At 38.1% G+C, this 12,697-nt stretch carries 12 protein-coding genes; all 12 read left to right on the top strand.

Annotation, left to right across the window (positions count from 1 at the left end; genetic code table 11):
- The first annotated feature begins 13 nt into the window (after positions 1–13).
- Positions 14–1,096: a BMP family lipoprotein gene (locus tag C9J37_RS05940; RefSeq protein WP_107894650.1), complete on the top strand. Its 1,083-nt coding sequence runs from the start codon at positions 14–16 to the stop codon at positions 1,094–1,096.
- 353 nt (positions 1,097–1,449) lie between these two features.
- Positions 1,450–2,997 carry an ABC transporter ATP-binding protein gene (locus C9J37_RS05935; protein ID WP_107894649.1) on the top strand — a complete coding sequence of 516 codons (1,548 nt, stop codon included), beginning with the start codon at positions 1,450–1,452 and terminating at the stop codon, positions 2,995–2,997.
- A complete protein-coding gene (locus tag C9J37_RS05930) occupies positions 2,997–4,043 on the top strand; it encodes an ABC transporter permease (RefSeq protein WP_069510065.1) in 1,047 nt (348 codons plus the stop codon). Before C9J37_RS05935 ends, C9J37_RS05930 begins: the two co-directional genes overlap by 1 nt.
- Position 4,044: 1 nt before the next feature.
- Positions 4,045–5,004, top strand: a complete 960-nt coding sequence (locus tag C9J37_RS05925) for an ABC transporter permease (RefSeq protein ID WP_107894648.1) — start codon at positions 4,045–4,047, stop codon at positions 5,002–5,004.
- A gap of 221 nt (positions 5,005–5,225) precedes the next feature.
- Positions 5,226–6,497 (top strand): EF-P 5-aminopentanol modification-associated protein YfmF, encoded by a 1,272-nt coding sequence (gene yfmF, locus C9J37_RS05920; RefSeq protein WP_107894647.1) that lies wholly within the window; start codon positions 5,226–5,228, stop codon positions 6,495–6,497.
- Positions 6,494–7,792, top strand: coding sequence for an EF-P 5-aminopentanol modification-associated protein YfmH (gene yfmH, locus C9J37_RS05915; RefSeq protein ID WP_107894646.1), 1,299 nt, complete (start codon positions 6,494–6,496; stop codon positions 7,790–7,792). Before yfmF ends, yfmH begins: the two co-directional genes overlap by 4 nt.
- The gene (gene ymfI / locus C9J37_RS05910; RefSeq protein WP_107894645.1) at positions 7,792–8,520 is read left to right on the top strand and encodes an elongation factor P 5-aminopentanone reductase; all 729 of its coding nucleotides are present in this window, start codon (positions 7,792–7,794) and stop codon (positions 8,518–8,520) included. Before yfmH ends, ymfI begins: the two co-directional genes overlap by 1 nt.
- A gap of 48 nt (positions 8,521–8,568) precedes the next feature.
- The gene (locus C9J37_RS05905) at positions 8,569–8,826 is read left to right on the top strand and encodes a DUF3243 domain-containing protein (protein WP_024361966.1); all 258 of its coding nucleotides are present in this window, start codon (positions 8,569–8,571) and stop codon (positions 8,824–8,826) included.
- Between the two features lie 227 nt (positions 8,827–9,053).
- A complete protein-coding gene (locus tag C9J37_RS05900) occupies positions 9,054–9,842 on the top strand; it encodes a DUF3388 domain-containing protein (RefSeq protein ID WP_024361965.1) in 789 nt (262 codons plus the stop codon).
- Between the two features lie 16 nt (positions 9,843–9,858).
- Positions 9,859–10,770 (top strand): helix-turn-helix domain-containing protein, encoded by a 912-nt coding sequence (locus C9J37_RS05895; protein WP_201262135.1) that lies wholly within the window; start codon positions 9,859–9,861, stop codon positions 10,768–10,770.
- A gap of 47 nt (positions 10,771–10,817) precedes the next feature.
- Positions 10,818–11,396, top strand: a complete 579-nt coding sequence (gene pgsA, locus C9J37_RS05890; protein WP_107894644.1) for a CDP-diacylglycerol--glycerol-3-phosphate 3-phosphatidyltransferase — start codon at positions 10,818–10,820, stop codon at positions 11,394–11,396.
- 17 nt (positions 11,397–11,413) lie between these two features.
- Positions 11,414–12,673, top strand: coding sequence for a competence/damage-inducible protein A (locus tag C9J37_RS05885; RefSeq protein ID WP_107894643.1), 1,260 nt, complete (start codon positions 11,414–11,416; stop codon positions 12,671–12,673).
- Positions 12,674–12,697 lie beyond the last annotated feature (24 nt).

The following is a 12,697-nucleotide window of genomic DNA, read 5'->3' as shown; positions in this document are numbered from 1 at the left end:
GGGGGTTATCAAAATGAAAAAACGTAAATTTGGTTTAGTATTATCATCAGTTTTAGCTGCAAGTGCGATTTTAGGTGCATGTGGTACGAAAGACGAAGAAAAACCTGCAAAAGACAATGCTTCATCAGGCGATAACAACACAGAAGAAACTTTTTCAGTAGCAATGGTTACTGATGTAGGTGGCGTTGACGACAAATCATTCAACCAATCAGCATGGGAAGGTGTTCAAGCTTATGGTAAAGAACACAACCTTAAAAAAGGTAAAGGTGGTTTCGACTACTTACAATCAGCATCTGACGCTGACTACGAAACAAACTTAAACAATTTACTACGTCGTGACTTCGACTTAGTATTTGGTATTGGTTACATGATGGCTGATGCTGTTGAAGCGGTAGCGGCTGACAACCCAGACAAACACTTTGCATTAATCGATGCTGAAGTAAAAGCTGACAACGTTGTATCTATTCTTTTCAAAGAGCAAGAAGGTGCATTTTTAGCAGGTGTAGCGGCTGCTAAAATGTCTAAAACAGGTAAAATTGGCTTCGTAGGTGGCGTAGATATTCCAGTTATCAATCGTTTTGAAGCTGGTTTCGTTGAAGGTGCTAAAGCTGTTAACCCTGATATCGAAATTCAACGCAACTATACAGCTGCATTTGATAAAGCGGACCTTGGTAAAATTGCTGCTAACAGCATGTACTCTTCAGGCGTAGATATTATTTTCCACGCTGCTGGTGCAACTGGTAACGGTGTATTCTCTGAAGCAAAAGAGCGTAAAGCAAAAGACCCTAATGCAAACGTATGGGTAATCGGTGTAGATGCTGACCAATACGATGAAGGTAAAGTAGATGATAAAACTAACGTTACTTTAACTTCTATGTTAAAAGGTGTTAACTCTGCAGTAGTGGATTTCTCAAACAAAGCGAAAAATGGTGAATTCCCAGGCGGTACAACAGTTGTTTACGGTCTTGCTGAAGACGGTGTGAAACTGGCTGATTCTCGTGGTGCAATCCCAGCAGACGTACAAGCTGTTATTGACGAATATAAACAAAAAATTTCTAGCGGTGAAATCGTAGTTCCAGAAAAAGTGGAAAAATAATTCATCTCTTAATCATCATAAGGGCTTTACAACTGCCCTTATGATGATTTTTCAATCTATCGTTATATTTCGACTATTTGTAATACTCTGTTTGGATATATTTTATTTTTATATATTTTTCCATATTAAAATAGAATTATTATATTAGATTATCGTAAGTTTAAGATCTAATGGTAACAAGTTAATAGAAGAAAGGTTTCTAACGATGACCTTTCCTGTATTAATTTATTTTTCATTTAGATAATGCCTTATCTTTAGGTGAGGGTTGTGCTGTATTGCAATAGAGGCAGGTAGAAATACACCAGTGAATAAAATTATTTTAAAGAAAATTGCCTAATAAGGGAGTGACAATATTGGAATACGTGATTGAGATGCTTGGAATCCGCAAAGAGTTTGGTGGATTCGTAGCAAATAATAACATCACCCTCCAACTAAAAAAAGGCGAGATTCATGCACTGCTAGGAGAAAATGGTGCAGGTAAATCGACTTTAATGAACGTCCTTTTTGGTCTGTATCAGCCAGAGGGTGGAGAAATTCGTGTTCGTGGGAAAGCTGTTAAAATTACAAATCCGAATGTTGCCAATGATTTGGGGATTGGCATGGTGCATCAACACTTTATGTTGGTGGAAAACTTTACAGTAACAGAAAACATTATTTTAGGTTCAGAACCTACAAAAATGGGTGTAGTCAATATTAAAGATGCGGCGAAAAAGGTGCAAGCGCTTTCTGAGAAGTATGGGCTCGATGTAGATCCAAATGCAAAAATCGAAGACATCACTGTAGGAATGCAGCAACGTGTTGAGATTTTAAAAACGCTATTTCGTGGTGCAGAAATTTTAATTTTCGATGAACCGACTGCTTCTTTAACGCCACAAGAAATTACAGAGCTTATTCAAATTATGCGCCGATTAATCGCTGAAGGTAAATCGATTATTTTAATTACACATAAGCTGAAAGAAATTATGGATGTATCTGATCGAGTGACAATTATTCGTAAAGGGGAAGGGATTGGTACAGTTGTGACGGCTGAAACAAACCCAGACCAATTAGCTGAATTAATGGTTGGTCGTCAGGTTGAGTTTAAAACAGAAAAAATAGATGCTAATCCAACCGAGGAAGTACTAACGATTGAGCAGTTAGTCGTAACAGACTACCGTAATATCGATAAAGTAAAAGGTCTTAACCTTAATGTTCGTAAAGGTGAAATTGTCGGGATTGCTGGTATTGATGGTAATGGTCAATCAGAGTTAATCGAGGCAATTACGGGTTTACGTAAAGTGAAAAGCGGTACGGTAAAGCTTAACGGCAAAGATGTAACGAACATGAAACCACGTAAAATTACTGAACAAGGTGTAGGGCATATTCCACAAGACCGTCATAAGCATGGACTAGTGTTAGATTTCCCAATCGGTCACAATATTGCACTCCAAACATATTACCAACCACCGATTGCTAAAGGCTTTGTGATGGATTATAAAAAGGTATCGGAAAAAGCGAAACAAGTTATTCAAGAATATGATGTGCGTACAGGGAATGGCGAGATGACGCCTGCACGAGCTCTTTCAGGTGGTAACCAGCAAAAAGCCATTATTGGTCGTGAAATTGACCGAGATCCGGATCTACTGATTGCAGCACTTCCAACACGTGGGCTAGACGTAGGGGCAATTGAATTTATTCACTCTCGACTAATCGAGCAGCGTGATAAAGGGAAAGCCGTATTATTAATTTCGTTTGAATTAGATGAAGTAATGAATGTTTCAGACCGAATCGCTGTTATTTATGACGGTCAAATTGTGGATGAGTTAAATCCAAAAGAAACAACAGAGCAAGAGCTTGGTCTATTAATGGCAGGACAAAGTAAAAAAAATAGCACAAATATATTGAAGGAGGGGAACGACTAATGTCAAATCGTGTCATTAATATACTCGTTCCTATTATCTCAATCATTATCGGTTTAATTGTTGGTGCTATCGTAATGGTAGTCAGCGGCTATGACCCAATCCAAGGTTATAGCGCCCTTTGGACAGGTATTTTTGGAGATTCATATTCAATCGGGAACACAATTCGTCAAATAACACCGTATATTTTAGCAGGTTTAGCGGTAGCGTTTGCCTTCCGTACTGGCTTATTCAACATCGGTGTTGAAGGTCAGTTAATTTTAGGTTGGCTTGCAGCAGCATGGGTAGGCTATGCTTTTGAACTACCAAAAATTATTCACTTGCCGTTGGCATTACTCGCTGCAGCAGCAGCAGGTGCATTTTGGGCCTTTATTGCAGGTTTCTTAAAAGCGAAATTTAAAGTTCATGAAGTAATTGCGACAATTATGTTAAACTATACAGCGCTTTATATTGCCAACGCTGTTATTAAAAAATTGTCAGATGGTAGCTTTAAAACGGAACGTGTTCTTGAATCGGCTTCATTACGTTCTCCGTTTTTAAGAGAGCTAACAGACAACTCAAGTCTTCACTATGGGATTCTAATTGCACTTCTGATGGTAGTGGTAATGTGGTTTATTTTAGAAAAAACAACGCGTGGTTATGAGTTAAAAGCAGTTGGTTTTAACCAACATGCGGCAGAATATGCTGGTATGAGTGTCAATAAAAACGTTATATTAGCTATGACGATTTCAGGTATGTTTGCTGGTCTTGGTGGTGCCATGGAGGCACTTGGTACTTTCCAAAATGCATCCATTAAAGCTGGCTTCACAGGGATTGGTTTTGATGGTATCGCTGTTGCCTTACTTGGGGCAAATACACCACTGGGCGTTGTATTCGGAGCTTCTTTATTTGGCTCGTTAAAATATGGTGCTCTTAATATGCCGAATGCTGCAGGTATTCCAGAGGAAATCGTATCAATTATTATCGCCTTGATTATTTTCTTTGTAGCTTCAGGCTACGTTATTCGAGTAGGATTACAAAAGTTAAGTAAGAAAAAGGAGGGACAATAACATGAGCTTTTTAGAAATGTTATATTTCATCATCCCTTCTGCAATCCTTTATGCGACACCATTAATTTTCACTGCAATCGGTGGTGTATTCTCTGAACGTTCAGGTGTTGTTAACATCGGGCTAGAAGGTTTAATGATTGTCGGCGCATTTGTTGGTATTTTTGTCAATTTAGAGTATGCATCACAATTAGGTTCCGCAACAGTATGGGTGGCAATGCTTGCAGCAGTGGTTATCGGAGGAATTTTCTCCTTGCTACATGCCGTCGCAGCGATCTCATTCCGTGCCGATCAAACGGTTTCTGGGGTAGCTATTAACTTACTTGGTTTAGCGGTTACAGTATTCTTAGTGAAAATGATTTATGATAAAGGTCAGACAGATATGATTGAACAACCAATTCGTCGTTTTGCTGTTCCTTACTTAGAGGATATTCCGTTCTTTGGACCATTATTATTCCATAACGTATATAGCACTTCGATTTTAGCCTTTGCTGTGGCAATTGGTGCTTGGTTTATCATTTATAAAACACCATTTGGTTTACGTCTACGCTCAGTAGGAGAACACCCAATGGCAGCTGATACAATGGGTGTAAAAGTTAATAAAATGCGCTATATCGCCGTTGTTATTTCAGGTGCACTTGGTGGTCTGGGTGGTGCGGTTTATGCACAAACAATTACAAGTAATTTCTCACATGCAACTATTGCTGGGCAAGGGTTTATGGCACTTGCGGCGATGATCTTTGGTAAATGGCATCCAATCGGAGCGCTTGGGGCAGCGTTATTCTTTGGTTTAGCCCAAACATTAAGTATTGCAGGGAATCAAATTCCGTATGTGCAAGATATTCCAGCAGTATATCTACAAATTTTACCTTATGTATTAACGATATTTGCGTTAGCCGGATTTATTGGGAAAGCGAATGCACCAAAAGCAAGTGGTCAACCTTACATTAAAGGCAAACGATAAGTATCAGGCAGCTTAGTTTATTCGTTGATTGACTGGACGAGGTTGGAAAGAAATGAAACGAATAAAAAGACTGGGCAAATCAAGCCCAGTCTTTTGCCATATACAGTAAATTATTTTACCTTTCCACATACATACTTTGGATTCTTTTTGCAATTATAGACAATAGACATGTATAGTATTTGTAGTACATTGTTATATTAAGAAAGATAGGAGGGTTTCATATGTTTAAAACAATACCTTTTGCAAAAGGTGTCAATTTGCATATCCGACAAACGACCCAATTTAAAACAGTAAATTTCTCGATAAAATGGAGAAGAGCATTAACAGCCAAATGTGCGTCTGAACGTACGGTGTTAACCAATGTATTGCAACACAGCAATGCAAAATATACAACAACTGCCGCTTTTCGTAGTTTTTTAGATGACCTTTATGGGACAGTGTTGTATTTTGATACATCAAAGCGTGGTAATGAGCATACGGTAATGATGAACATGGAGACCGTAAATGATCAATATTTGGCGAATACAAGTGTATTAAATGAAGTGCTAGGCATTATGCATACAGCTATTTTTGAGCCGAATTTAGAAAACGGTGTATTTAAGGAATCAATAGTAGAACGCGAAAAGAAAATGGTTATCCAACGTATTGAATCCATTTTTGACGATAAATCTCGCTTTGCACAGATGCGTCTTCAAGAAATTTTACGTCCAAATGAGCCTGCCTCTATTTCAGCAAATGGGACAGTGGAAGACATCCAAAGTATTACACCAGCATCTTTAGTGGCAGCGTACGAATCAATGCTAACTACTGACAAAATCGATATTTATGTTGCAGGCGATATCAATGAAGAAGAGCTTGTTGCAAAACTTAAAAAGGCACTACCTTTTAAAGATCGTATACCAGAGGAAATTCCAACTGTTGTGCCTCAAAAACACCCACAAAATGATTATGTACGCGAACAACAGGAAATGAAGCAAGGGAAACTGCATATTGGCTTTAGTACACCAGTGCGATTTGGTGATGCAGATTTTGCTAAAATGCAAATCTTTAATGGTGTTTTCGGTGGTTACCCACATGCCAAATTATTTATGAATGTTCGTGAAAAAGAAAGTTTGGCCTACTATGCTTCTAGCTCATATGCATCACATTATGGCTTATTATTTGTGGTGTCTGGCATTGAGGCGAAAAATGAAGAAAAAGCACTAAATTTGATTAAAGAACAACTTGTGGCAATACAAGCAGGGAATATTACCGATTTAGAATTAGACCAAACGAAAGCGATGTTGACAAATCAGTTAAAGGAATCGCTTGATTCTGCGCGTGGTCAAATTGAAATTTTTGACCAATACAAAGATTTACCAGAGGAATTTTCTGTCGAAGCTTGGGCAACGAAGTGGCAAGCTGTAACAAAAGAAGATGTTGTCGACATTGCGAAGCAAGTGAAGTTAGAAGCGGTCTATTTCTTAAGTGGAAAGGAGCAAACCGCACAATGAAAACAATTGAATTCAAACAATTAGATGAAACACTTTACTATGAAAAACTAGAAAATGGTTTAGATGTCTATATTTTACCGAAAAAAGGCTTCTCAAAAACATTTGTAACGTTCACAACGAAGTACGGTTCTGTTGACCGCACATTTGTACCGCTTGGAGAATCGCAAAGCATTACAGTACCGGATGGCATTGCGCACTTTTTAGAGCATAAGATGTTTGAAAAAGAAGATGGCGATGTGTTCCAAAAATTTAGCGAATATGGTGCTTCAGCCAATGCTTTTACTTCTTTCACACGGACTGCGTATTTATTTTCATCAACAGATAATATTTATAAAAGCACTGAAACTTTATTGAATTTTGTTCAAGAGCCATACTTTACAGAGGCTACGGTTAATAAAGAAAAAGGGATCATTGGTCAGGAAATTACAATGTATGATGACCAACCGGATTGGCGCCTATACTTTGGCACAATTGAAAATATGTATCATACTCACCCAGTGAAAATTGATATTGCGGGGACAATTGAATCAATTGACGGCATTACAGCTGACCATCTATATACATGTTACAATACGTTTTATCATCCATCTAATATGCTATTATTTGCTATTGGTGCCGTGGAGCCTGAAGAAATGATGGCATTTATACGTGAAAATCAAGGCAAAAAAGAGTTCCCAGAGCCTACACCAATTCAGCGTTTCTTTGAGGAAGAGCCAACAGATGTTGCTGTAAAAGAACGCACATTGCATATGGATGTGCAAAAACCAAAGGTCTACATGGGCTTAAAAGCGAAAGACACGAATTTGTCTGGCCGTGAAATGTTACAACATGAGCTATCCGTACAAATTGCATTAGAGCTTATTTTTGGGCGAACTTCAAGCTTTTATGAACGCGTTTATGATGAAGGCTTGATTGATGAATCCTATGCGTTTGACTTTACGTTAGAAAAAGGTTTTGGCTTTGCATTGATTGGCTCTGATTCTACAGAACCTGATGCATTAGCAAAAGCGATTAAAGCTGAATTAGAAAAATACGAAAAAGGTGCGCAATTTGCCAGTGCAGATTTAGAACGCATCAAGCGTAAAAAAATTGGCTTTTTCTTACGTGCATTAAATTCAATCGAATTTATCGCGAATCAATTTACACGTTATTCTTTTAATGATATGAATTTATTCGATGTTGTCCCTGTCTTAGAAGAATTAACAATTGAAGATTTAACTAAAGCGTTTGCTTCTATCCAAGGTGAATCGCAACAAACTGTATTCAAAGTTTTACCAACAGAGAAGGGTGCATAATGAAAAACTTTGCCCTAATATTAGGTGCATCGGGTGAGATCGGTCGTGCTATTTGTCGAAGTTTGGCACAAGACGGCTGGTCTCTCTATGTGCATTATGCTCATAACAAGCAAATGGCTCAAGATTTATGTGATACGCTCACAGGCGATTTTCCAGCGCAGGAATTTATGCTTGTACAAGGAGATTTTACAAATATACATGCAGCGCAAAAATTGGCTTCACAAATATTTAGTGTCCAAGCAATTGTCTTTGCGAATGGGCAAGCACATTATGCCTTGTTGGAGGATACAACAGCGGAGGAAATGGATGCATTATGGCGTGTTCATGTGCAAAACCCGATGCAATTAACTGCTTTATTATCTTCAAAACTACGTACTCATGATGTCAGTTATGTGCTTTTTATCGGTTCTATTTGGGGCGAGGCAGGATCTGCTGGAGAAGCACTTTATGCAACGGTGAAAGGCGCGCAGCATGCTTTTGTGAAGTCCTATGCCAAAGAGGCTGCATTATCTGGTATTCGTGTTAATGCAATTGCCCCAGGCTTTATCAATACTTCAATGAATAATCATTTAAGTAATGAAGAACTGCAATACATTTTAGAAGATATTCCATTAGGTTCAGTCGGTCATACAACAGATGTAGCTGAAATGGTTCGTTTTTATCTGTCAGGAAAAGCAAATTATGTGACAGGACAAATAATTCGATTAAATGGTGGTTGGTACATATAATATCTCTTCTTTTTGCACATACTACATGTGTAAAGGAGGAGGAAACATATGACCATTTTAGAAAACTGGCAAAAATGGACATCTTTTTTAGGACAAAATGTTATGCAGGCTGAATCAAGCGGTATGCCAAAGAAAATGATTCAACAAGCTGCTGTACAAATTGGCGAATATTTGGCGACAAATATCGACCCTAAAAATGAACAAGAGCGAGTGCTGTCGGATTTATGGGGCGTTGCCTCTGATGATGAAAAGCAAGCGTTGGCGAATTGTGTCGTAAAACTTGTGCAAAATAAACATGTACAGTAAAAAAAGAGGAGAGCTACTCTCCTCTTTTTTCTCTATTAAAAATCGATATTTGCGTGGAAAAGGGAACGTATGTAGGTCTATTTCCAGTGGGACAATAAATTTTAGTAAGAATTTAAAAATAACGCTATAATTCCATGTATTCTAACTTTCCATTACATAAAAAATCAGCTATGATGGAACTTATAAAAGATTTTTTACGTTAACTAATAGGAAGGGAACGAGTGTGTTTGAGCGATTGGTACTTTGAATATGAAATTCAGGTGAATCGCCCTGGATTATTAGGAGATATTGCTTCACTTTTAGGGATGCTTCGTGTCAATATAATATCAATAAATGGTGTCGATGAAGACCGGCGTGGTATGTTAGTGCATACAGACAATGATGAAGCAATTGAGCGTTTTCGTACAATTGTTTCGACAATGGAACATATCCACGTTACTAAATTTCGACAACCAAAACTCCGTGATCGTTTAGCTATTAGGCATGGTCATTATATTCCTCGAGATGCAGATGAAAAAAATACCTTTCGCTTCGTTAGAGATGAACTAGGTATTTTAGTGGACTTTATGGCAGAACTCTTTAAAAAGGAAGGTCATAAACTTATTGGAATACGTGGGATGCCTCGGGTTGGTAAAACGGAATCTATTGTTGCGGCAAGTGTTTGTGCCAATAAAAAGTGGATTTTTTTATCATCTACAATGATTAAACAAACTATTCGTAATAAGCTTGCTGGCGATGAATTCAGTGACAATAATATTTTTATATTGGACGGCATTGTAACACGTCGTTCCGCTGATGAGCGACATTTACAATTAGTGCGTGAAATGATGAATATGCCTTCAATTAAAGTTGTAGAGCATCCGGATATGTTTGTTCAGCATTCTGAATATAAGATTGAGGATTTTGATTATATCATTGAACTACGTCATCACCCAGATGAAGAAATCACTTATGAAATAATGGAAAAAAATCATATGATGTCCGAATCCGATTCATTTGGAGGATTTAATTTTTAATTTGATATTAAAGTAGGTGTTATTAGTGGCGGAATTAGGGACTCGACTGAAAGAGGCGAGACTGTCTAAAGGCTACAGCTTAGACGATTTACAAGAAATAACAAAAATTCAAAAACGTTATTTAGTAGGTATTGAAGAAGGCAATTATTCAATTATGCCAGGTTCGTTTTATGTACGAGCTTTTATTAAACAATATGCAGAGGCTGTTGGGTTAAATCCAGAGGAAATTTTAGAGACATATAAAAGCGAATTGCCAGGGACACCGAACGACCAAGTTAGCCAATCATTGACTCAAACTTCAACTAGAAGAAAGGTTTCAAAAAGCCCTTCGAACAAAATGATGGAGGCTATGCCGAAAGTCATTGTTGCTTTATTTATTATCGTTATTATCGTGGCAATTTGGGTTCTATTTCAATCTAAAAGCAACTCAGGAACGGGTGAAAGTAATGACACACCTCCAGTAATGGAGTACGATAAAAAACCAAAACCAATAGATAGTGAGAAAGAAAAAGAGGAAGAAGATAAAAAAGCTCAAGCTAATACTGAAAAAGAGAAGACAGAAGATGCAACACCAGATGATAGTAAAACCGATGAGGTTAAGCAAACGATTTCAGCAGGTACAATCGAAGCAGATGGCGCTACAACATCTTACACTTTAACAGGTACTGATTCATTTAAAATACGAATTGAAGTATCAGGACCTACATTTATTGGTATTCGTGACCAACAGCAACAAGAATTATTGACTGATACACGTGTATATAATGCAGGTGAAATTGTAGAGTTCGATGCAACAGCGCAAAGCTATGCACGTATTCGCTTAGGTAATTCTACACAAGCTAAGGTCTATATTAATGACGAGCTTTTAACGTACGCACAACAAATCGTTACGCAAAATATTGTCGTCAATTTCAATAAAGAACAGTAGTCATCCAATGATGACTACTTTCTTTCATCATGAAAGGTGTTAGAAAAATGAATATTCCAAATAAAATTACCATTTCACGTATCTTACTTATTCCGTTTTTTGTCATTGTTATGATGTTTGATTTCGGCTGGGGAACAATGACCTTATTTAGTGCAGAGATGCCAGTCCATCATTTTGTTGGAGCTCTTATTTTTATTATTGCATCGACTACGGATTGGGTAGATGGTTACTATGCGAGAAAGTATAATCTTGTAACAACGTTTGGTAAATTTTTAGACCCATTAGCAGATAAATTACTTGTTTCTGCAGCGTTTATTCTAATGGTAGAGCTTGGTATGGCACCAGCTTGGGTTATTATTGTTATTATTAGCCGTGAATTTGCTGTAACTGGCTTACGTCTAATTCTTGCAGGCGGTGGAGAAGTGGTAGCAGCCAATCAGCTTGGTAAGATAAAAACATGGGCACAAATTGTTGCGATTGCAGCAGCCCTTTTACACAATACAATTTTTGTGTATTTTGGTATCCCATTTGATAAAATAATGTTATATATTGCATTATTCTTTACACTATGGTCTGGATGGGATTATTTCTATCTAAATCGACGTGTGTTACTTGAGTCTAAATAAGAAAGGTCTTGTGGATTATGAATGCTGAAATCCTTGCAGTTGGCTCAGAGTTATTACTTGGACAGATTACAAATACAAATGCAAAATTTATTTCAAATCAGCTATCTGAGTTAGGAATTAATGTGTTTTATCATACTGTTGTTGGCGACAATTCAAAACGGTTAGAAGAAGCAATTAGCGTAGCTGAATCGCGCGCTAATCTCATTATTTTTTCAGGAGGCTTAGGTCCAACGAAGGATGATTTGACGAAGGAGACAATCGCTCGTCATCTTGGAGTAGACCTTGTATTCGATCAAGTTGCATTAACATACATTGAGGAGTTTTTTGCTAAACGAGGTCGTTCAATGACGGAAAATAATCGCAAGCAGGCGCTAGTTTTAGCAGGTAGTGAGGTGCTTGCTAATCATCATGGTATGGCACCAGGAATGATTTTAACAAAAGATAATTGCACTTATATTCTACTTCCGGGCCCACCAAAAGAATTAGAGCCAATGTTCCAATTTGAAGCGAAGCCAAAGCTTGGTAAAATGCTTAACGATGGCGGAGTAATCGTGTCTCACGTAATGCGTTTTTATGGTATTGGGGAAGCAGAGTTAGAAGTGCGTGTACAGGATATTTTAGATACACAAACCAATCCAACGGTTGCCCCGCTAGCAGCTGATGGAGAGGTCACTTTACGCGTAACAGCAAAGGCCCAATCAGAGGACGAAGCGCATCAGTTGATTGCTGCAAAAGTGGCAGAAATTCGTGCTATTGTTGGCGACTATCAATATGGCATAAATGATGATTCACTCGCCTCAAAAACGGTGGAAATGTTACAGGACAATAACTTAACGATTGCTGCGGCAGAAAGTTTAACAGCTGGTTTATTTCAATCAGAGCTGGCTGAAATAGCAGGGGTAGGCAATGTGCTGATTGGAGGACTAGTGACCTATACCGAAGATGCGAAGGTCAAGCAGCTTGGCATTTCTCAACAATTACTAGATGCGCATGGTATTGTGAGCAGTGAATGTGCAGCAGCAATGGCTAGTGCAGTACGTCAAAAATTTGGTACAAGTATCGGTATCGGACTAACAGGTGCGGCCGGTCCTACGGCACATGACCATCAGCCAGTGGGAACGGTATGGATTGGTATTGCAATAGGTGATGAAGAGCCAATTACGTATTTACTTCACTTATCCGGTATGCGCAATACAAACCGATTGCGTGCCGTGAAGTTTACTTGTCACTATTTAATGCAGCAATTGGAAGCACGAGGTTACAAGAAACGTATTTAACAAGTCTATCATTTCTAAAAGTGT

It is taken from the genome of Lysinibacillus mangiferihumi (assembly GCF_003049665.1).
In the GTDB taxonomy this organism is placed as follows: Bacteria; Bacillota; Bacilli; order Bacillales_A; family Planococcaceae; genus Lysinibacillus; species Lysinibacillus mangiferihumi.
This window is presented reverse-complemented; position numbering and strand designations above follow the sequence as displayed.

Excerpts from the sequence above, each read along its gene's own strand:
- C9J37_RS05940 (WP_107894650.1), top strand. The coding sequence starts at position 14 with ATGAAAAAACGTAAATTTGGTTTAGTATTATCATCAGTTTTAGCTGCA.
- C9J37_RS05930 (WP_069510065.1), top strand. The coding sequence starts at position 2,997 with ATGTCAAATCGTGTCATTAATATACTCGTTCCTATTATCTCAATCATT.
- C9J37_RS05925 (WP_107894648.1), top strand. The coding sequence starts at position 4,045 with ATGAGCTTTTTAGAAATGTTATATTTCATCATCCCTTCTGCAATCCTT.
- yfmF (WP_107894647.1), top strand. The coding sequence starts at position 5,226 with ATGTTTAAAACAATACCTTTTGCAAAAGGTGTCAATTTGCATATCCGA.
- yfmH (WP_107894646.1), top strand. The coding sequence starts at position 6,494 with ATGAAAACAATTGAATTCAAACAATTAGATGAAACACTTTACTATGAA.
- ymfI (WP_107894645.1), top strand. The coding sequence starts at position 7,792 with ATGAAAAACTTTGCCCTAATATTAGGTGCATCGGGTGAGATCGGTCGT.
- C9J37_RS05905 (WP_024361966.1), top strand. The coding sequence starts at position 8,569 with ATGACCATTTTAGAAAACTGGCAAAAATGGACATCTTTTTTAGGACAA.
- pgsA (WP_107894644.1), top strand. The coding sequence starts at position 10,818 with ATGAATATTCCAAATAAAATTACCATTTCACGTATCTTACTTATTCCG.
- C9J37_RS05885 (WP_107894643.1), top strand. The coding sequence starts at position 11,414 with ATGAATGCTGAAATCCTTGCAGTTGGCTCAGAGTTATTACTTGGACAG.